A 19684-nucleotide genomic window follows, 5' to 3' on the forward strand; every position below is an offset into this window, starting at 1 on the left:
AATAAATCTAAAAATTTTTAAAAAAATATCAGGAAAACTATCTTCCTGATATTTGCACCATGCTTCATATTTTAACATTAAATTCTATATTAATGATTTCTACTGCACTCCAACAGCCCACATTCCAATGAATAACTGTTGTTCTCCAATTCGCTTATTATCTTTCTTCCATGTTCTTCTGACTCCACATTTATTTCAAAAGATACATCGGAGAAATCAAGTCCCTTTTCACTCCAATTATTATTTTTAGTTATAGTAACAACCTGTCCCCCCAATTTTTCAATTTTGGAAACCAAATTACATAGGGTACCTGTTTTTTCCTGAACTTCCACAGTAAATCTTATTCTTCTATTTATTAAAACTAACTCTCTTTCTATTATTTTAGCAACATTGGCTATATCTACATTTCCACCGCTTACAAGTCCCACTACATTTCTGCCCTTTATTCCCTTTATCTTTCCTGCCAATAAAGCCGCCAAAGGTAATGCACCGGCTCCTTCAACTATTAACTTGTTTCTTTCCATTAATGAAAACATTCCTAAAGCTATTTCCTCTTCACTTACGGATACCACTTCATCTACATACTTCTGGATATACTCAAAACATTTATCTCCAGGTGCACTGACAGATGTACCATCAGCCAAGGATTTTGCTCCCGGCAGGGTGACTACTTTTCCCTGTTCCATGGAAACTTTAGTAGAAGCTATAATTTCAGGCTGTACTCCTACAACTCTTATAGAAGGTTTTATGGATTTAACTGCTGTAGCAACACCTGATATCAATCCACCTCCGCCTATTGGAACTATTACAACATCTGCTTCTGGCAATTTATCCAGTATTTCAAGACCTATGGTTCCCTGCCCTGCCATTACCTCTACATCATTGTAAGGGTGAACAAAAGTAGCTCCTGTCTCTTTCTGAACTTCCACTGCCCTGGCATAACATTCATCATATACCTGACCTGCCTGGATAACCTTAGCTCCATATCCCTGGGTGGCCTTGACTTTTGCCTGAGGTGCAGTAGCGGGCATAACTATTGTAGATTTCACACCAAAAGCTGTTGCTGCATAGGCAACTCCCTGAGCATGATTACCTGCGGAAGAAGCTATAACTCCTCTTTTTTTCTCCTCTTCACTGAGATTAACTAATTTATTATAAGCACCTCTTAATTTAAAAGCTCCAGTTTTTTGTTTATTTTCACATTTTAAATATAAATTACAACCGCATTTCCTGGAAAAAGTGCTTGTGTAAAAAAGAGGAGTTTCTCTTACTACAGCTTTAATATTTTCTCTAGCCTTTTTGATTTTTTCTAAATTTAATTCCATAATTTATTCCCCCCGATTAATATTGTTATATTGTCGTAAAACTTTCATGTTAATTTAATTTAGACATAAAAAATTCAATTATCTTTTAAAAATTTATGTGTTTAAAAATAGCTTATTAAAACATATACTTAGCTGTATTATATTGATAAACGTTTTCATATTTTTTATGTTTGTATATTTACTACATATGTATGAAAATGTAATTTATACATATATTATTTCTTATTGCAAGTCTATAATAACATATTAATTTATTTTATACAATTTAATTTTTATAATTTTATTAACATATTTATGTCATATTTTTAAAATTAATGAACGAAATATTTCTTATATGTTTTAATTCCTACAGTTAGTAAAAATAATAAAAATAGGTTATCTTAAAGATTCTTTTAAGATAACCTATTTAAAATGTACAGTCAATTTTCATCTATATCCTTTTAACTTTCTTCTAGCGCCCATCCTCTTATATCTTCATACAGTTTATTTATGGTATCAGGTATAACTTTATTTTTTAAATGATCCATTTTTTGCTTAATATCTTCTTTACCTTTTAAATTTTTGTATTGATCACAGTCAATTCTAATAATTTCCAATTCAATTCCTTTGGAAACTTCCTTTAATACATATTCTTTATTTTCAAAGTATATATCAAGATTACCATGGGTATCAATAGTTAATATTCCTTCTTTTCCTTTTTCATGTTCTTTTAAAATCACCTGTCCGAATAATTCATTAAGCTTATTTTCCACTTCCACTTTATCTTCCTCTAAAACTTCCAGCCATTCCCTATACATATCAACCAACCCCCTTCAGGTGTTTTATTTAATTCTACCATAAATACACCCTTATCTCCATTCTTAAATTATTGTTTTTGTGTATTAGCTATAATCTGCTTTAGCCGTATATTCTCCTGTTGTAATTGTGTCAGCTGCTGCCATACTCTGGATTGCGTTTCTTTCAACTCTGCCAGCTGAAACAATTGCTGGTCTATTTCCCTATCAGTAGCATTGCATACCTGTTTATTTATAGCATCCAATTCATCCTGAGTAAGATTCGGAGATATTTGCAACAACCTTCTATTCATTTCACTTCTCTTGGTATCTCCTGACTTTTTTGCAGAACTAAATTCACCTTCCAGAACATAATACATTCCCCTTGCCACAATGAGAGCATGATTATAATCATCCATACCCTTTCTGGCTATAAGGGATTGTCTCTGTTCTTCCACTACATCTGAAACTTTCTTAAGCACATAACTTCCTATAATTCCAACTACACCTAAAATAAATTCTACCAGCAAACTTAATAATTGTTCTTTCATTATAATATTACCCCCTCAACTTTAAAATACAAAAATATATGCTTTTAGTAAAAGATATGCTGAGGGTTAAATAAAATATTATGTTTAATTGAAAATTTTCTGCTTATCTACAGTTCATACAAATGAGATGGGTATGAAGAAAAAAACTGCATAAAAAAACAGAATAACTTATTTATTAATTTTAGTGAAATCATTTACATAATTAAAAATTTAGAATATACTAAGATTAAAAGAGGTGTTTTCTATGGGTAGTATTAAAAAAGTATCCTATACAGAGCTTTTTGAAACAATTTATGGCATAGCAATGAACACTCTTAAAAAAATTGATTGGCTTTTATATAATTATTATAAAATGCATTAATAATTATTACAAGATAGGGCTTTAGTAAAATTCTAATATAAAACTACTAACTCCAGCTCAAGCTGGAGTTTCTAATAGTGTAACTTTTCTTAGGTTTGCCCTGTTTCAAACCTCTTATCTGCTCCCTACGCAAAATAAGCACCTTAAATGACAGATGCCTACTTTACAATATAATTTTAAAGGGGATTATTAATTTATGTAAACTAAGGTTATTTCCTTAGAACATTTATAATTATATAAGGTATTTGTTACGTCTTAATATCATATTAGTTAACTATTCGTAAACAATATGAAAACAAGCCGATATGTAGTCATAAATTTTGTTTTAGATTGAAAAAACTCTGATATGATTATCTGTGAATTAATAAAAATCTCGAAAACATTACATGAAAACCTATCAAGACTATCAAAATAAATGCTAAAGTCCTATGCACTTTAACCCATGAACCTCTCATATTCCTATTTATAAAAACTCCATATATTCCCAAAATAAGCACTATTAATATAGTTATTGCCGCAATAAGTCCTGGTATTGATAATCCTATAAAATTATACATGATGTATAGATGTCCTATTACGGCTATTGATGCAACTATTCCTGCTATTTTATGATATTTAACTACATACTTCATAATAAATCTGTACAAATCTTTATATTGTTTCTTATCATTTGAAAGTTTATTTATATATTTTTTGTTTATATATTTCATAAAATAATTAATTAATGCTATAATGTATCCCCACACAGCAATCCAGCCTAACAATCCAGCGGTTCCTCTCATTTTCACTCCTCCTTTAATGCTATACATTCTCTAAGTATTCTCTAAATCCTCCAAAATTCCTGCTAAATTTAGTTCGCCTTCATCACATATATCAACTATTTTAACTTTTATTCACAATATACTATTTAAGCCATAATATATATTGTAAATAAATTTACGGAGGAATTTCATGGATTCTAGTAACAATAGCGAAGAAAAAAATCAATATTTCTATAATCCCCAATCAATGAATTGTCCAATGCATTACCCATCATATTCATGCCCAATGTTTTACGATGAACCAATAGATGATGAATACTATGATATAGATGAAGATGATGATGCAGATGATAACATTAATTCAGATTATAGGAAAGGAGACCCAAGAAGACGTAGGCGCAGACGTAGACGTAGAAGACGCAGACGCAGACGTAAAATGATGCACAGGCCTTTCCCTTACCATCATCCAATGTCATTAATCCTTCCAGTTATAATACCTTATGATGATTGCGATGATTGGTATTAGTTATTAAAAAGGTGTTACTTATACCATAGAATACACTTAGTTTAAACATTATAAATTTCGAATAAAATAAGCACTCTAAATGACGGGTGCTTATTTTATGATATATTTTTAAGGGAGACGATCTTTTTATTTTCGCTAAGGTTATTTCCTTAGTACACTTATTATATTATATTTATATTATTAAAATCTCATTAAAATCCCATTAAAATATGAATAAGACATTTAGAATTAACGGAGATCAAACTGTTGTATTTGGAGCTGTCAATCCTGAAAATGACAATTTATCAAAACAGCTAAGTGGCAGAGGAAATGCTGAAAACTTCAAGTCTTTTTTAAAGATTAACCCATAGTGATACGGTAAAAGTTCAACCTGTTTTTCTAATTTAAATCCTATTTTTACTGCCCAATTAATAATCATTTCTGGTTTTGGCCTTATTTCCATTGATGGGCCTCTTGGCGTTTTCTCACATTTCCAATGTATTACACCTATTCTTCCATTATCGTTTAAAAGATTATAAATGTTTTCAAGTAAATTTGTGGGCTCTTCATAATGAAAATAAAGACAAAAATAAAAAGATGCCTACTTTACAATATAATTTTAAAGGGGATAACAATTTATAAAGAATACTCTGGAGGTTGCACTTAAGTTTATCGTGCCCTGCAACCACAGACACTAATGTAATTAATATTTTACTTTTATTTAAGAAGTATCGGTATACTGTTATATTATATTTGAATTATTAAAACTTCCTTAAAATAATTTATAAATTTTAAAATATCAAAGTTTATCTTTCTTAAACTCATTTTGAAGATATAGATAAATTTCATTTAAAGCTTTGTCCCCCTCACTTGAAATCCGATCCATTATACTCATGTCATGCCTGAACAAAAAATTAAAGCAGTTGATAAAATAAATAATCTTTTTAATGTAGAATAACTTTGGGGACAAAATGGGGACAATTTTTAAAATAAAAAAGGATCTGTATTTCTACAAATCCTTTAATATCAATACTTATTGGTGCACCCAGGGAGATTCGAACTCCCGGCCTCTGGATTCGAAGTTTAAAATTCTGTTAATTTCATATCAGGTAATTATGTTGTCAAATCTCTGTAATATCAATGCCTAAAAGCAATTTTTATTTTTTATAAAATGTTATATCTATGACACTAAAAAACACTTTATAGACACTGATTTCCCGCAAAAATCTCCCGCAAAATTTATTTTTTGTTTAAATCTTCAATACATTTTAATATTTTGTCCCTATTTAATCTAAGAAATAATTCCATAAATCTTTCTTCGGCTGCTGGAATTTCTTCTGGGTTAGTAACTATAATTTTTAATCCTTTTCTCTTTCTTTTCATATAATTATACTGCTTATTTTAAATATGATTATACCCAATATAAGTTATTTAAAACAAGATTTATATGTACAGTATAAAGAACCTCTAGTTATAAAAACACACCTCCATCCCAAAGCTGGATGTTCTCATCTATTATAATTAAGAAGCCAATCGGAAAATGATTAGCTCCTTACCTTGGTCAAAAGATGTCAATTTAAAACATAGATTGGAATACATTATATTAAACAATATATTTATTAAAAGCAAATTAAATTAATTCCCAAAAACATAATATTAGCATAATATAAATATTGAAATAAGAAATGCAAGGAGAAATAACACGTGGAAAATTATTACTGTCCTTTCGATTACTATGATGAAGATTATAGCAATTATTTCAGACAATCTGTTTCCCCACAAGTGATACAATCACATGTAGGTCAAACTGCACTTATTGACTTCAGAGGACGTACTGTCACAGCACATATAAATGATTACAATCGGCGTACAGATATAGTATCTCTAACCATATTTACGCATTCTGGTAACCGATCTGTTCGTGTTCGCCGTCGTGACATATTACGTATTACTCCAATTCATGTACCTCCACCTCAAGGAAGACCACCCCAGGGAAGACCGCCTCAGGGAAGACCACCTCAGGGAAGGCCACCTCAGGGCGGAGGTCGATATTTGGATGAAGATTTCGAGTAGTTATTTCAACTCCTTTTTTTACTTGAACATGTGATTTATTAAACATCAAAGCCAAAAACCTAGTAGGATTTTATTTTTCCCACTAGGCTTTTTATTAATAATCTGATTTATTAGACTATTCCATCTCTTAGCTGGCTTTTCTTTTAAACCTTCTAATTGCATTGTCATTTTTTCTATAAGCTGCTTTATATCCTCAAGTGTATCTTTAAAGTTTTGAACATCTTTTGCAGTACCTACATTTTCATTTTCTATCTTTTTTAATCTGGTTCAATGGTCATTCAACCTTCTCTCATGTAAATCAAAAGTTTCATTTATTTGTTTATGCCTTTCCTCACATAGCTTTGCATCATAACATTCACTCATCCCTAGCCTCCTATTCAAGTATTTTAAACATAAAAAGAGCCTTGGATTTCTCCAAAACTCTTAGTATTTGTATAATAAGAATGTTCCGAACTACTATTTTCTATTATATTTTAACTCATATATTACAAATGGTAGTAATCCTAAAAGAAAAGAATACTTTTTATCAATATAACTGTTAGCTATTCCTCTGTGAATTGATATTTTATCAGGCAAAATTAGCATTAACAAAAACATTATAATTACAGGTATCACTAAGATTAAAATATCTACTAATATACTTTTTTTATTAAACTTCATGTAGCTACTCCCTTATTTATATAATTGGTGAAGAATATTTTACAATCGTTCAACAATATAAGAAAAATGCGTTTAGGTTATATAATTCCATTCTGATGAAGACAATACCAAGTATTAATCACAAATGCGACACTTGTTACTAAAATTATTCCTAAAATTATTGAAATAGTTATTGGAGTAGAACGCTTTTTAATCACGTAAAGTATAATACCATCATTTAACGCAATAACTAAGATACCTCTGATTATTAGCTCTGTAAAAATACTCATTAACATCAAACCTCCCTTTGGTAAATGATTATATTTGAAGAATAGTATACATTATCTTACTTTTATGATTTAATATTATCATATTTTCACTCTACAAGGGTAGAGTAGATTGAAGGAAAACTTTGTTTTCCTTCGCACCCTCATCAAAGGTTACAAGTAGATACAATTCCATCCTCTCTGTACTGGTCTATAGTTCTTTTTTGGTTAAAAGTTGTTCCGTGGTTTCCACGCCTCCTTTATTTAACCTCAATATCTTTCATGAATATTTGACCAGATAATACTTGCTTTCTTAGAGTTACTTTTTTCTTTGACGCATTCAGGCCTTTGTATTTCTTATTCAACTGACTTTCTACATCTTCAAGAGCTTTTAAATTCTTAGTTTTGTCCACATTTACATATTTTGGAACGCCACCATCCTTATAGTTGAAACAAGTTCTTACACCTTTATCATCTTTGTACCTTCTCATTAAGTTGTTGGCTGTACGTCTAAGTGCCTGATTTCTAAATCTACGAATATCAAAGATATAATGAGGTCTTATAAGCTCCGCTACAGCATCTGTAGTAATTTCTCCGAGTTCATCCATTTGTCGCAATATGGTTTCTCTTGCCCTTTTCTCAAGACTGCTGTAATTACTCATCCTTTTTTACCCCCTTAAAATAATTTTGTATTTCAATTAATCTTTTTATGGCTAAGTTGATAGTTTCTAACTCAAGGTCGACCTCTTTTTGATTTTCAAGTATACAATTCCACGCTCTTAGTAATTCATCACCTGTACTGAGCATTGCAGTTTTATAAATTGTAGTCTGGTACTTCTCTGTATGCTTCAATCATTTATCAAATTGTTTCTCAGTTAAATTGCTAAAATCCTCAATACCAAAGATGTGTGTTTCTTTTGGTTTTCTCAATTTATCAAGTACAACTGCATTTTCAGGTAATGACTTTTCAAGTTCCTCCTGCTTTTTCTTTTCCTCCTGTTCGTGTTTCTCTTTTTCAAGCTCCTCATAATATTCTTTTTTACTATTAGCTACTACGGGAGTAAGATTGGGTGAATTATGCGGACTAAGATGGAAAGATGTTAACTTAGAAAATAAAGAAATATATATTACCAGGCAGCTTCAAAAAGTTGATGGTAATCTTCAACTATTAGAATTAAAAACTCCTACTTCAAAAAGAAAAATCCCTTTATTGGATTACACAATAAAAGGACTTAAAGAATTAAAACAAATTCAGGAGTATAATAAATCAAAAAATAAAAACTACGATAAACGTAATTTCGTTAAATGTAAAGAAGACGGATCTCCTTATGAACCTAACTATATTTCTAAAAATTATACCAGGGTAATGAAACAGTATAATGTATGCAGACAATTAAATATACCCTATATAAGATTCCACGATTTAAGGCATACCTATGCTACCATGCTTTTAACTGCCAATACTAATCCCAAAGTAGTTTCTGAACTCATGGGTCATAGCACCGTTAGTATGACATTAAATACTTATAGTCATATGTTGCCGAGTTTAAAGGAAAATGCTATAAATAAATTAGAAAATTTATTATTTCCCGGGAACGATAACCCGCAAAAAGAATAGCTTATTTTTTTATGTCTAATTCCCCGCAAATTTCCCCGGAAAATTATATTTTAATAGAATTTTAAACATTTGAAATCCAGTCATATCAATGGTGCACCCAGGGAGATTCGAACTCCCGGCCTCTGGATTCGAAGTCCATCACTCTATCCAGCTGAGCTATGGGTGCCTATTATATTATTTTTAAAATACAAATGGAGCGGGTGAAGAGAATCGAACTCTCATAACTAGCTTGGAAGGCTAGCACTCTACCATTGAGTTACACCCGCAAATCTGTTATTAATTAATGCATAATTATAATATACATGTATTTAGAACTTTAAATTCTTTGCCTATTGAATTCAAATGGTCGGGGTGACAGGGATTGAACCTGCGACCTCATGGTCCCAAACCACGCGCGCTCCCATCTGCGCCACACCCCGACATTATATATAATATATGTATATGGTGCGCCATCGGGGATTCGAACCCCGGGCAACCTGATTAAGAGTCAGATGCTCTACCAGCTGAGCTAATAGCGCTTATCTGGTGCGTCTTAAGGGATTTGAACCCCCGGCCCACGGCTTAGAAGGCCGTTGCTCTATCCAACTGAGCTAAAGACGCATATTTCTTGGAGCGGGTGAAGAGAATCGAACTCTCATAACTAGCTTGGAAGGCTAGCACTCTACCATTGAGTTACACCCGCAATACTTCATACTTTATATTTGGAGCGGAAGACGAGATTCGAACTCGCGACGTTCACCTTGGCAAGGTGACGCTCTACCACTGAGCCACTCCCGCATAATAAAAAAATCCCACATTTATGGTTTTGGTGCAGGTGAAGGGATTTGAACCCCCACGCCATAGGCGCTAGATCCTAAGTCTAGTGCGTCTGCCAGTTCCGCCACACCTGCATGTATAAAAACAAATATTAGAATTTTACCACATTAAACTTTCAACATAAACCTTATATGTTGTATTGGTGGCTTACCGGGGAATCGAACCCCGGACACCATGATTAAAAGTCATGTGCTCTACCAACTGAGCTAGTAAACCATTAAATGGCTGGGATGGCAGGATTTGAACCTACGAATGATGGAGTCAAAGTCCATTGCCTTACCACTTGGCTACATCCCAACACTGGGGTGAACGATGGGGTTCGAACCCACGACAACCAGAACCACAATCTGGCGCTCTACCAGCTGAACTACGTCCACCATATTTGGTGCGCCATCGGGGACTCGAACCCCGGGCAACCTGATTAAGAGTCAGATGCTCTACCAACTGAGCTAATGGCGCATATTGGTGCGTCTTAAGGGATTTGAACCCCCGGCCCACGGCTTAGAAGGCCGTTGCTCTATCCAACTGAGCTAAAGACGCACGCTTGGAGCGGGTGAAGAGAATCGAACTCTCATAACTAGCTTGGAAGGCTAGCACTCTACCATTGAGTTACACCCGCACAATTCTTATTATTATATAAGTGAATTTAACATATTATAAATCTGTAGACTTTCCCATTAAATTCAAATGGTCGGGGTGACAGGGATTGAACCTGCGACCTCATGGTCCCAAACCACGCGCGCTCCCATCTGCGCCACACCCCGACATTAAAAACTAATTTCACTTATATTAGAAGTTTTTTTTAAACTCTTGACGACATAAATTATTCTACACGATATATATGAATTCGTCAATACCTAATTCAAGATTTTTTTTATTTTATTTACACTCCTTTGATTCCAGGGTTTATAATTCCATCCTCCAAACTTATTATTGCCACACTATTAAAGCCATCTCTAGGTACAGATGGACTGCCGGGATTAACAAACCATATTCCATTTTCGTAAATTATTTTAGATAGATGTGTATGCCCAAATAAAACTATATCCGCATTTTCCTCCATGGCCTTATATTTCAATCCAGATAGATCATATTTAACATCATACCTGTGTCCATGAGTTATAAAAAATCTTTTACCACCTATGGTTTCAATTTTTTCACTGGGAACACCTACCGAAAAATCACAGTTTCCCCTCACATTTATAATAGGCCCGGTATAAAACTTTTCTATCTTCAAAACATCCTGAACATTATCTCCTAAATGAATAATCATGTCCATATCAGAAAAAATATTTTTAACCCTATCAGCAAATTTTCTGTCTCTATGCGTATCACTTATTACTCCTATCTGCAAACTTTATATCTCCCTCTCTATATATTTTTTCATTTCTCTCTTTAATTTTTCCAATGCCTTTGCCCTATGACTTATAGAGTTTTTTAATTCAGCGGGCATTTCTCCAAAAGTCATATTATATTCTGGTACATAAAATAAAGGATCGTAGCCAAATTTATTACTTCCTCTTTCTTCTTCACATATTAGCCCCTCTACTTCTCCTTGAACCCTGATTACCTTATTCAAATCTTCTATCAATACAATAGTACATAAAAACTTTGCCTTTCTGCTTTCCCTGTCCTTGTTCTTTAAAAGTTTTAAAAGTTTTTCATTATTTTTTTTGTCATTTCCGTGTTCGCCTGCAAATCTTGCAGAATGTACTCCCGGTTCTCCATTTAATCCTTTGACCATAAGACCTGAATCATCTGCCAATACCATAGCCTTTTGTTCAAGAATGCGGTATACAGTTTCGGCCTTCTTATAAGCATTCTCCGAAAATGTAACTCCATCTTCTTCGATATCTATATTCACTCCAACTTCTTTCATAGATAAAATTTCTATAGGGTATTTGGAAAATATCTGTTTAATCTCTCTTATCTTATTATGATTATTACTTGCCACTACTAATTTTTTCACTATCTATCACCTGTCCCTATCCACAGGGAATCCATTTTCAAACTATTTTTTTGGGCATGGATCATATTTTTTATACCTTTTTCTCCTAACATCATGAGTTCACTTAAGTCTTCCTTTGTAAATGGACTTTGTTCTCCTGTCCCTTGTATTTCCACAAATTCATTTGAATCTGTCATCACTATATTCATATCTACTTTGGCCCTTGAATCTTCCAAATAACATAAATCCAACATTCTTACATCATTTACTATTCCCACACTTATAGCACTTACAAAATCTCTTATTGGATAAACCTTAAAAGGAGACCTCTTATGAAGTCTATTTACGGCATCCACCAACGATACAAATGCTCCGGATATAGAAGCTGTTCTAGTGCCACCATCTGCCTGAATCACATCACAATCAATCCATATGGTTTTTTCGCCTATAGCTTTCAAATCCACTACAGATCTAAGGGCCCTACCAATAAGCCTCTGTATTTCCATAGCCCTGCCGTCAATTTTCCCTCTGGTTATATCTCTTACCTTCCTAACTTGAGTGGCCCTAGGAAGCATATTATATTCACAGGTAATCCAACCTTCCCCTCTTCCCTTTAAAAAAGGAGGAACCTTATCCTCTATGGATGCAGTACATATTACCTTTGTATCTCCAGTTTCTATCAGCACAGATCCATCTGCATATTTTGTATAATTTCTTGTTATTTTTATGGGCCTAATTTGATCATTTTTTCTACCGTCAACTCGCATGTTCTACCTCCAGAATCAAAACTATATTTTACTAAACTAATTATACATCAATTATTTTAATTTTTCCTCCAATATAAATAATTCGTCACTCTTAGGAGGCATTACCTTTTGTTCCTTTCCATTGGAAACCAACATACATTCTTTTTTAGTAATTTTTCCTATAACGCTTGCCTTAATACCGCTGCACTTTAACATATCAACTAATCCACTTCCGTTTTCAGTAGTGATAAGCATACTTCCAGAGGAAATAAGTCTTAAGGGATCTATGGAATATTCATCACATATTTTTGTAGTTATATTAGTGAGTGGTATTTTATCTTCATACACTTTAAACCCAACCTTACTTGCTTCAGCGACTTCCCAAAGTGCCCCTAAAAGGCCTCCTTCAGTTATATCATGCATGGAATTTACTCCAAATTTTCCGGACAATACCCCCTCTTTAACTACACTTATATGCTTTATATAACCCTTGGCTTCATTTATTTCTTCAAGCGTAAGTATGCCCTTAAGTTTCTTCTCAAAATCATTAACTGCAATGCTGGTTCCCTCCAGGCACAAATACTTTGTTACTACTATATCATCATTTTCTTTTGCCCCTGAAGTGGATACGGCCTTGCTTTTATCTCCTTTTCCTATTGCAGTACAGGAAATAACCATTTTATTAACAGCTTTAGTTACCTCTGTATGTCCCCCTAATATTTCTACATTCAACTTACCTGCCTCCAGGCTTATTTCTCTCATAACTCTATTTATATCTTCCAAACAGGAATTCTCAGGAGCAAGAATTGTGACTAAAATTCCCACTGGTTCAACTCCACAGGAGGCTATATCATTACAATTTATATGTACCGCAAGTACACCACTATTTAAATCAGCACCGGTAATAGGATCCGTAGAAACGATACATTCTTTATCCCCAAAATTTATTACACTGCAGTCCTCTCCTATGCCGCTTCTTATTCTGACATCCTTTCTCTCAACTGTTCTATTTTTATCTATTATTGTTTTTAAATCATTCCAATCCAATTTTCCGATTTTCATAAAATTTCTTCCTTTCTAAAATAAATAAGCACTATTTTACATCCTACTTCATATTATTTATATAGGGATTAATTTATGGTAGGTGTAAATATTTTGAAATATATAGGACCTTTCTTAAAAATCAATAAAATAAAACCTATTGATGTTAAGCAACAGCTATTTTATTTTTCAAAAGAATCTTTAAGAGATATTGTACTACACTCAAAATGTGGAATTTCCACTTCGGCCAAGGGAATCAGCTCCAAAAATATATCTAATTTTGATATTAACACATTTAAAGATGTTTCTCCACTTTTATGTATTTATAGAAAAGCAAATCCTATTCTTATAGACATGGATAATAAGTTATGCTGGAACGATGATAAATTCAAAAAAGAAATAAACATAGACAGCAACGCATTTATGACCTTGTGTCTGATGGAACTTTCAGATTATTATAATTCTTTTCACAACATAGATAAAAATAAATACAATTTGGGGAAACTTTATGTCTCTTTATGTAAAAAGCAGCTGGAGTTTTATGCATCTTACTTTAGAAACGCTGAAGGTGTATTTATCGATAAGAAATGCGAGGGCAGCTCAAATACAACCGAAATTAAATTTATAGACAAAGATAAAAAATTCAAATTTTCATCTCAAGCACTATTAATGGCTGCATACTATAAATGCAGTACTTTAACGGATGATGAGAGTAAAGAAGATTTCAAAAGTTTTTCATTTGACATCTTAAATATGCTTATTGATTCCAAAAATGATTTATATGAATTATCTTTTGAAGAACTTACAAAATTATGTTTTGCACTAAATATATTTTATAGCTATTCCAAAGATAATAAATGCAAGGATCTAATACTTGATATATCAGAACTCCTGTTTGAGAAATTTTATCACATGAATTCCCAGTCCAATATGACAAAAGAAACGGATGTAGAAAATGACTCATTAAATTATATAAACTTTATCATGATATATAAATATACAAATTTTATAAAGTATAAAGACAACGCAAACTTTATATTTGAAAGACTTTTAAAACTTTATGATTCTGAAAAAGGAATGTTTATAAAGAATACCTCTAAAAAAAATATTGAATTTACATGCTTGGAAGTTATGTTATATCTTATGGTTTTTTTGATAAATATAGAAATGTATAATAACAGGGATAAAAACAGCTTAATAGCATTGGATATATTCAAACGTCAGCTTATAGATTCAGGTATGATTTTAAGCTGGCCTGAAGCTCCTGATTTAAATAATGTAGAACGATATAAAAATTTTTCTCTTAAATCAGAGGATTTAATAGATGAGCAAAGTTTCAGAACAACTTCAATTCCTTCTCCTGAAGCCTGCGAAATAGCACCTGTTTTTTGCAAATATGTAACTTATAGTATGAAAAAGCAAAAGTTTAAATCTGTAAAGACTTCTTTTGACACATACAAAAATATGTTTACATTCTTCATTATACTGCACTTTTTACAACCTAAAATACCATCATTATTCCAAGGATAAATTTCTTACCTTTAGGATATAATAATATCACTCCAGTACAAGCATTTTATCATTGATTTTAAAGTTCATTCTGATTCTTACAAGGAAGGTGATAGGCAATGATGGATATTAATTGTTCTGAAAAATGCATACATGAAAGAAATGGAAAATGCACCTTGAATCGTATTAATTCTATTACAAATTTTTCATCCCTACAAACAAACTGCATGTACTTTTCTCCAAAGGATCAGATAAAAAATAAAGATCTTCCTCTTTAAAATAAAGACTTTAACCTAATTTAAAATTTAAAATGAGACTTAACTGAAAGGTTCCATAATTTATGGAACCTTTCAGTTATCATACTGTTTTAATATAATCCATATGTTTGCCAAGTCAATGAGTTAAATAAGCCCTATCCAATTTTATATTTCCCATTTTGTTGGTATAAATACCTGTCACATAGGTTTTTGAAATAATAACCGTATCATTAAAGTATAAAGGTACCATAGGCATATCCTGAGCCAAAGTATTCTCTATATCTCTAAATATTTCTATCTTTTGGGTTCCATCTTTTTCAAATACTGCATTCATCAATTTATTGTCAATTTGTAAATTTTTATATCCATATAAATTATATGAAGAAGAAGATTTCCACATATCCAAAAATGCAGATGGGTAATCATAATCCCCTTTATAATTTATTTCTGCCATATCATAACTGCCCTTTTTTAGCTGTTCATTAAATTGGGATAGTTCATATCCCTGGCAGTCTACAGTTATTCCAGCGGCCTTTTTTATACGCTGGGCTATATCCTGACATACCTTTTTATTTTCAACCGTATCAACATATATTAGATTTAAAGGGCCTTCACCTTTACTATAATTCAAACCTTTAATCATATCGGCAGCGCTTTCTGTTTGTGCCGTATTCTGGAAATATACTTTATTTATAAAATTGCCATTCAATCCATCGCTTACATAATTAGGTACATATGAAGTAGCCGATGCTGCAGTACCACGCAATATATTTTCAACTATATTTTTTCTGTCAATGACCATAGATACAAAATTTCTGAATTCAACGCTGCTTACAATATTTTCTTTCTTCATATTGAAAGCTATACCCGTTCCCTCTAATTTAGGTACCGTTATGTAATTTACCTTATTCTTTATATTTTTAATTTCTCCTAATGGAGGATTTGTAAATACATTTATTCTATAATCTTCAAAGGCTGCCAATGCGCTTTCACTGGTTTTCAAACAGGTGAGTATTATCTTGCTGCTTTTTATCTGCGATTTATTCCAATAATTAGAATTTTTCTTCAAAGTGATATCTCCATCACTGGATATATTATCTATGGTAAAGTTTCCCGAATACAATATTGATTTATAATCTTTTTTCCAATTAACAAGCTTATAATCAATATTTCTAAGTGAATATATAGGTTGTGCCAGTATATTCAACAGGTAATTGCAGGGATAATTTAATCTCATGCATAATGTTTTGCTGTCCATAGCATTTATAGCAACATCTTTAAATTCACATTTCCCCTGCCTGTATTTTTCTGCCCCAAATATACAATTTAACTGCTGGGCATATATATTGTTCATATCCACATTTAATATATCAGAAAAGAAGTTCACAAAATCATATGCAGTAATATCGGAACCATTACTCCATTTTGCATTTTTTCTTATTTTAAAAGTATAACTAGTTCCACTTTCATCTACATTCCAGCTTTCTGCTAGTGCAGGAATTATCCTGCCATTTTCATCGCTGCCTACAAGACCCTCGAAAGTATTGGCAAGTATATCTTTTTGCCTTACATTATCAGAATCAAGCATTACTAAATCTTTAGGCAATTCACCTAAATTATATACTAAACTATTTTTATAATCATTACTTTCGGTTTCCTGAACTTTTTTTTGCAGAGAACCTCCTATTAAGGTTATTGAAATTATTGAAATTATTAATATAATGGATATTATATAAATAAGTTTCTTCATACATGTCTCCTTATTTTCATTATAATGGAATACAATTTAAATTATTGTCAGTTATTATAAAAATAATCAAATTATATTATAATATTTTTAATATAGGTTTTTTATGGTATAATGTTCACGTATATTTTAAGTATTTTTGTATCCTTGAAATTTCATCTATGCGGAGGAATGTAAAGATGTTACTTGTAATAGAAATTTTGGGTATCATGACTATGTGTACCGTAATGTTTGTTTTAATATGGGGATTTATAATTATCAAACAGATATTATCACAGCTAAAATATAAAAATTACCTTCTGGAAAAATTAACTCAATATGTACATATGATTACAAAAAAATAAGACAATCTTAAAAAGATTGTCTTTCTAACTAATACACCTTCATATACATAAAAAACATAGTTGCACAAGCTATTATCACACAAGTTATAGGATATACTATATTTTTAAAATTAGTTCTAAAAACCATCATGTTTGCGGCCCATATCATCATAGTACCAAATATGCTCCACTGCAATGTATAGTAATCATTAAAATACTTTACATATGTAAAATGATATGTAGTAAGAAGTGTTAATACCAACGCAATGATAGTAAATATAACACCTATCCATCCCAATAAACTTATTGCCTTTTTCATTTTTTCCTCCACAGGTTTTTTACCTGAAGTCTAATTATAATATCAAATAAAACTATTTTTATAATAACTCTCTTTAATTATTTTGTAAATATCTATATCATATTTTCAAATTGATTTTCATCAATTATTTTAACTCCAAATTCAACTGCTTTTTCGTACTTGCTTCCAGTGGATTCACCTGCTATAACATAATCTGTTTTTTTGCTTACACTACTGGAAACCTTAGCTCCCAATGATTCCAATTTTTCTTTTATTTCCATTCTTGAATAGTTTTTTAAAGTTCCTGTAACCACTACTGTCTTTCCTTTAAATACATTGCTCTCTATGTTAATTTTTTTAAAATAAGGCTTAATTCCCAACTTCAATAATTCATTTATACTCTCTATTATATTATCCAGCTTAAAAAATTCTATTACACCTTTTGCTACTGTTTCTCCTATATCCTGAATGGATACAAGTTCATCCAATGCAGCTTTTTGAATGCCTTCTAAATTATTAAATTTTTTGCATAAATCAGCAGCAGTCTTTTTCCCCACATTCGGTATTCCAAGAGCATATATGAATGAAGCCAAATCACAGTTTTTACTTTTTTCTATAGCATTTATAAGGTTTTGAGATTTTTTTTCTCCAAATTTATCTAAAGTCATTAAATCCTCTTTATGAATTCTATATAAATCAGCTATGGATTTTATATTTAATTTTTCAAAAAGCTGCTCTGCAGTTTTCTCGCTAAATCCTTCTATATCCATTGCTTCTCTACTTCCAAAATGAACTATGCTTTTTACCATCTGTGGTTTACAGGAAAGTGTATTTTCACAAAAATAGTGAACTCCATCCTTTATGAGCTGACTTCCACAGTATGGACACTTTTTGGGAACTTCTATTGTCTTGGTCTCCTCTAAATTGTCCTCCACAACTGAAGTGATTTCCGGTATTACATCATTGGATCTTCTTACAAATACTCTGCAGCCTATTTTTATTCCCTTTCTTTTTATGTCATCCATATTATTTAAAGTTGCCCTTTTTACCGTAGCTCCAGCTAGTTCCACCGGTTCCAGAATGGCAGTAGGTGTTACCCTTCCACTGCGGCCTACATTCCACTCTACGTCTAAAAGCCTTGTGGTAATCTCTTCTGCCTCAAACTTGTATGCCAGAGCCCATTTGGGGAATTTAACAGTATATCCAATAACTTCTCTGGTTCTCATATCATCCACCACTATTACTACACCATCTATATCATATTGAAGTTCCTCTCTTATGCCGTGTATATACTCCAGCTCACTTTTTATATCATCCATGTTGGTACATACTTTAAGATAACTGTCCTGTGGCAGGCCCATTTCTCTTATAAAATTCATCATTTCCACATAGCTTTTAAAAGGCTTCCCCTCGTTATATCCTACATCATAAAAAAATGCCGAAAGGTTTCTTCTAGCTGTTTCCTTTATATTTAAATTTCTGAGAGCTCCAGCTGCACCATTTCTCAAGTTTTTAAGGGGTACCTTGGCTTTTTTATTATACTGTTCAAAAGCTTTTTTAGTCATAATAGCTTCCCCATGTATTTCAACCAAACTATGATTATCTATTTTAAGAGGAAGGGACTTTATTGTTTTTGCCTGAGCTGTTATGTCCTCTCCCACAATACCTGTACCTCTAGTTGCAGCTTTTGCTAAAAGTCCGCTTTCATCATAAGTACAATTTATGGTAAGTCCATCAAACTTTTTGGTTAGTACATACCTTAGTTGCGGCAATTTATCCTCATGGGTTAGATTATAATCACTTATGATTTTTTCATTTCTTAAGTGCCATTCCTCTATGGCACCTACACTTTGAGCCTTGTCAAGGCTCCATAACCTTCCCCTATGTACATACTTTTGAAATTGAGCCAGCACAATGTCTCCCACTCTTTGAGTGGGAGAATACGGGAAAACCACTCCCGTTTCAGTTTCCAATTTTACAAGTTCATCATACTTTATATCGTATTCCTTGTCTGAAATACTTGGATTATCCTCCACATAATATTCGTAGGCATATTTATTTAGCTCTTTTATAATTTTATTCATCCTGCACACAATATCATCACTCATTACATCACCTCATAAGTAA

At 32.0% G+C, this 19684-nt stretch carries 20 protein-coding genes, 15 tRNA genes and 1 pseudogene; 5 read left to right on the top strand and 31 right to left on the bottom strand.

Annotated elements, in window-relative coordinates; genetic code table 11:
- Positions 1–89: 89 nt before the first annotated feature.
- The 4 genes from ilvA to AB8U03_RS05805 form a co-directional block, all read right to left on the bottom strand.
- Positions 90–1325, bottom strand: coding sequence for a threonine ammonia-lyase (gene ilvA / locus AB8U03_RS05790; RefSeq protein WP_369703613.1), 1236 nt, complete (start codon positions 1323–1325; stop codon positions 90–92).
- Positions 1326–1765: 440 nt separating this feature from the next.
- A complete protein-coding gene (locus AB8U03_RS05795) occupies positions 1766–2122 on the bottom strand; it encodes a hypothetical protein (protein ID WP_369703614.1) in 357 nt (118 codons plus the stop codon).
- 68 nt (positions 2123–2190) lie between these two features.
- Positions 2191–2649 carry a hypothetical protein gene (locus AB8U03_RS05800; RefSeq protein WP_369703615.1) on the bottom strand — a complete coding sequence of 153 codons (459 nt, stop codon included), beginning with the start codon at positions 2647–2649 and terminating at the stop codon, positions 2191–2193.
- A gap of 711 nt (positions 2650–3360) precedes the next feature.
- The gene (locus AB8U03_RS05805; protein WP_369703616.1) at positions 3361–3792 is read right to left on the bottom strand and encodes a hypothetical protein; all 432 of its coding nucleotides are present in this window, start codon (positions 3790–3792) and stop codon (positions 3361–3363) included.
- A 265-nt stretch (positions 3793–4057) separates the two neighbouring features.
- On the opposite strand from AB8U03_RS05805, the gene AB8U03_RS05810 reads away from it, so the two are divergent.
- Positions 4058–4297 (top strand): hypothetical protein, encoded by a 240-nt coding sequence (locus AB8U03_RS05810; protein WP_369703617.1) that lies wholly within the window; start codon positions 4058–4060, stop codon positions 4295–4297.
- Between the two features lie 238 nt (positions 4298–4535).
- Here AB8U03_RS05810 and AB8U03_RS05815 read toward each other — a convergent pair whose 3' ends face one another.
- Positions 4536–4739, bottom strand: coding sequence for a hypothetical protein (locus AB8U03_RS05815; RefSeq protein WP_369703618.1), 204 nt, complete (start codon positions 4737–4739; stop codon positions 4536–4538).
- Between the two features lie 776 nt (positions 4740–5515).
- A complete protein-coding gene (locus tag AB8U03_RS05820; RefSeq protein WP_369703619.1) occupies positions 5516–5659 on the bottom strand; it encodes a hypothetical protein in 144 nt (47 codons plus the stop codon).
- Between the two features lie 321 nt (positions 5660–5980).
- Here AB8U03_RS05820 and AB8U03_RS05825 point away from each other — a divergent pair, with 321 nt between their 5' ends.
- Positions 5981–6349 carry a hypothetical protein gene (locus AB8U03_RS05825; RefSeq protein ID WP_369703620.1) on the top strand — a complete coding sequence of 123 codons (369 nt, stop codon included), beginning with the start codon at positions 5981–5983 and terminating at the stop codon, positions 6347–6349.
- A gap of 456 nt (positions 6350–6805) precedes the next feature.
- Here the strand turns inward: AB8U03_RS05825 and AB8U03_RS05830 are convergent, their stop codons facing one another.
- From AB8U03_RS05830 to AB8U03_RS05840, 3 genes are all read right to left on the bottom strand, one after another.
- A complete protein-coding gene (locus AB8U03_RS05830) occupies positions 6806–7009 on the bottom strand; it encodes a hypothetical protein (protein ID WP_369703621.1) in 204 nt (67 codons plus the stop codon).
- Positions 7010–7514: 505 nt separating this feature from the next.
- Positions 7515–7916, bottom strand: coding sequence for a hypothetical protein (locus AB8U03_RS05835; protein WP_369703622.1), 402 nt, complete (start codon positions 7914–7916; stop codon positions 7515–7517).
- Entirely contained in the window at positions 7909–8106 is a 198-nt protein-coding gene (locus tag AB8U03_RS05840) for a hypothetical protein (RefSeq protein WP_369703623.1), read from the bottom strand. Before AB8U03_RS05840 ends, AB8U03_RS05835 begins: the two co-directional genes overlap by 8 nt.
- Before the next feature lie 196 nt (positions 8107–8302).
- Between AB8U03_RS05840 and AB8U03_RS05845 the strand changes: the two are divergent.
- Positions 8303–8872: pseudogene (locus AB8U03_RS05845) on the top strand (site-specific integrase); the annotation flags it as partial.
- A gap of 89 nt (positions 8873–8961) precedes the next feature.
- On the opposite strand, the gene AB8U03_RS05850 reads toward AB8U03_RS05845, so the two are convergent.
- The 19 genes from AB8U03_RS05850 to AB8U03_RS05940 form a co-directional block, all read right to left on the bottom strand.
- Positions 8962–9038 (bottom strand) — tRNA-Arg (locus tag AB8U03_RS05850).
- Positions 9039–9064: 26 nt separating this feature from the next.
- Positions 9065–9138, bottom strand: a tRNA-Gly gene (locus AB8U03_RS05855).
- Positions 9139–9215: 77 nt separating this feature from the next.
- Positions 9216–9291, bottom strand: a tRNA-Pro gene (locus AB8U03_RS05860).
- Positions 9292–9314: 23 nt separating this feature from the next.
- Positions 9315–9390: transfer RNA gene (locus AB8U03_RS05865), tRNA-Lys, on the bottom strand.
- A 5-nt stretch (positions 9391–9395) separates the two neighbouring features.
- A tRNA-Arg gene (locus tag AB8U03_RS05870) sits at positions 9396–9472 on the bottom strand.
- 8 nt (positions 9473–9480) lie between these two features.
- Positions 9481–9554: transfer RNA gene (locus tag AB8U03_RS05875), tRNA-Gly, on the bottom strand.
- Between the two features lie 20 nt (positions 9555–9574).
- Positions 9575–9649 (bottom strand) — tRNA-Gly (locus tag AB8U03_RS05880).
- A 29-nt stretch (positions 9650–9678) separates the two neighbouring features.
- Positions 9679–9762 (bottom strand) — tRNA-Leu (locus AB8U03_RS05885).
- A 66-nt stretch (positions 9763–9828) separates the two neighbouring features.
- Positions 9829–9904: transfer RNA gene (locus AB8U03_RS05890), tRNA-Lys, on the bottom strand.
- A gap of 6 nt (positions 9905–9910) precedes the next feature.
- Positions 9911–9985, bottom strand: a tRNA-Gln gene (locus AB8U03_RS05895).
- Positions 9986–9989: 4 nt separating this feature from the next.
- A tRNA-His gene (locus tag AB8U03_RS05900) sits at positions 9990–10065 on the bottom strand.
- A 6-nt stretch (positions 10066–10071) separates the two neighbouring features.
- Positions 10072–10147, bottom strand: a tRNA-Lys gene (locus AB8U03_RS05905).
- Between the two features lie 4 nt (positions 10148–10151).
- A tRNA-Arg gene (locus AB8U03_RS05910) sits at positions 10152–10228 on the bottom strand.
- Between the two features lie 5 nt (positions 10229–10233).
- Positions 10234–10307 (bottom strand) — tRNA-Gly (locus tag AB8U03_RS05915).
- A 69-nt stretch (positions 10308–10376) separates the two neighbouring features.
- Positions 10377–10452, bottom strand: a tRNA-Pro gene (locus tag AB8U03_RS05920).
- 119 nt (positions 10453–10571) lie between these two features.
- Positions 10572–11042 carry a metallophosphoesterase gene (locus AB8U03_RS05925; RefSeq protein ID WP_369703624.1) on the bottom strand — a complete coding sequence of 157 codons (471 nt, stop codon included), beginning with the start codon at positions 11040–11042 and terminating at the stop codon, positions 10572–10574.
- 3 nt (positions 11043–11045) lie between these two features.
- On the bottom strand, positions 11046–11660 hold the full coding sequence (locus tag AB8U03_RS05930; RefSeq protein ID WP_369703735.1) for an XTP/dITP diphosphatase: 615 nt from the start codon (positions 11658–11660) through the stop codon (positions 11046–11048).
- A complete protein-coding gene (rph, locus tag AB8U03_RS05935; RefSeq protein ID WP_369703625.1) occupies positions 11657–12403 on the bottom strand; it encodes a ribonuclease PH in 747 nt (248 codons plus the stop codon). The genes AB8U03_RS05930 and rph overlap by 4 nt, the downstream gene beginning before the upstream one ends.
- Before the next feature lie 51 nt (positions 12404–12454).
- Positions 12455–13444: an AIR synthase family protein gene (locus AB8U03_RS05940; RefSeq protein WP_369703626.1), complete on the bottom strand. Its 990-nt coding sequence runs from the start codon at positions 13442–13444 to the stop codon at positions 12455–12457.
- Between the two features lie 93 nt (positions 13445–13537).
- Between AB8U03_RS05940 and AB8U03_RS05945 the strand changes: the two genes are divergently transcribed.
- Complete coding sequence (locus AB8U03_RS05945) at positions 13538–14953, top strand: hypothetical protein (protein WP_369703627.1); 1416 nt, start codon at positions 13538–13540, stop codon at positions 14951–14953.
- 98 nt (positions 14954–15051) lie between these two features.
- Entirely contained in the window at positions 15052–15210 is a 159-nt protein-coding gene (locus AB8U03_RS05950; RefSeq protein ID WP_369703628.1) for a hydroxymyristoyl-ACP dehydratase, read from the top strand.
- Between the two features lie 115 nt (positions 15211–15325).
- Here AB8U03_RS05950 and AB8U03_RS05955 read toward each other — a convergent pair whose 3' ends face one another.
- The 3 genes from AB8U03_RS05955 to ligA all read right to left on the bottom strand — a co-directional run bounded on the left by AB8U03_RS05955 (position 15326) and on the right by ligA (position 19665).
- Positions 15326–16939: a peptide ABC transporter substrate-binding protein gene (locus AB8U03_RS05955; RefSeq protein ID WP_369703629.1), complete on the bottom strand. Its 1614-nt coding sequence runs from the start codon at positions 16937–16939 to the stop codon at positions 15326–15328.
- 369 nt (positions 16940–17308) lie between these two features.
- Entirely contained in the window at positions 17309–17578 is a 270-nt protein-coding gene (locus AB8U03_RS05960; protein WP_369703630.1) for a hypothetical protein, read from the bottom strand.
- 92 nt (positions 17579–17670) lie between these two features.
- The gene (gene ligA, locus AB8U03_RS05965; protein ID WP_369703631.1) at positions 17671–19665 is read right to left on the bottom strand and encodes an NAD-dependent DNA ligase LigA; all 1995 of its coding nucleotides are present in this window, start codon (positions 19663–19665) and stop codon (positions 17671–17673) included.
- Positions 19666–19684: the final 19 nt, after the last annotated feature.

It is taken from the genome of Clostridium moutaii (assembly GCF_041205085.1).
Lineage (GTDB): Bacteria > Bacillota > Clostridia > Clostridiales > Clostridiaceae > Clostridium_B > Clostridium_B moutaii.

Coding starts and splice junctions, on each gene's coding strand:
- ilvA (WP_369703613.1), bottom strand. CDS start 1,325: ATGGAATTAAATTTAGAAAAAATCAAAAAGGCTAGAGAAAATATTAAA.
- AB8U03_RS05795 (WP_369703614.1), bottom strand. CDS start 2,122: ATGTATAGGGAATGGCTGGAAGTTTTAGAGGAAGATAAAGTGGAAGTG.
- AB8U03_RS05800 (WP_369703615.1), bottom strand. CDS start 2,649: ATGAAAGAACAATTATTAAGTTTGCTGGTAGAATTTATTTTAGGTGTA.
- AB8U03_RS05805 (WP_369703616.1), bottom strand. CDS start 3,792: ATGAGAGGAACCGCTGGATTGTTAGGCTGGATTGCTGTGTGGGGATAC.
- AB8U03_RS05810 (WP_369703617.1), top strand. CDS start 4,058: ATGTTTTACGATGAACCAATAGATGATGAATACTATGATATAGATGAA.
- AB8U03_RS05815 (WP_369703618.1), bottom strand. CDS start 4,739: ATGGAAATAAGGCCAAAACCAGAAATGATTATTAATTGGGCAGTAAAA.
- AB8U03_RS05820 (WP_369703619.1), bottom strand. CDS start 5,659: ATGAAAAGAAAGAGAAAAGGATTAAAAATTATAGTTACTAACCCAGAA.
- AB8U03_RS05830 (WP_369703621.1), bottom strand. CDS start 7,009: ATGAAGTTTAATAAAAAAAGTATATTAGTAGATATTTTAATCTTAGTG.
- AB8U03_RS05835 (WP_369703622.1), bottom strand. CDS start 7,916: ATGAGTAATTACAGCAGTCTTGAGAAAAGGGCAAGAGAAACCATATTG.
- rph (WP_369703625.1), bottom strand. CDS start 12,403: ATGCGAGTTGACGGTAGAAAAAATGATCAAATTAGGCCCATAAAAATA.
- AB8U03_RS05940 (WP_369703626.1), bottom strand. CDS start 13,444: ATGAAAATCGGAAAATTGGATTGGAATGATTTAAAAACAATAATAGAT.
- AB8U03_RS05950 (WP_369703628.1), top strand. CDS start 15,052: ATGATGGATATTAATTGTTCTGAAAAATGCATACATGAAAGAAATGGA.
- AB8U03_RS05955 (WP_369703629.1), bottom strand. CDS start 16,939: ATGAAGAAACTTATTTATATAATATCCATTATATTAATAATTTCAATA.
- AB8U03_RS05960 (WP_369703630.1), bottom strand. CDS start 17,578: ATGAAAAAGGCAATAAGTTTATTGGGATGGATAGGTGTTATATTTACT.
- ligA (WP_369703631.1), bottom strand. CDS start 19,665: ATGAGTGATGATATTGTGTGCAGGATGAATAAAATTATAAAAGAGCTA.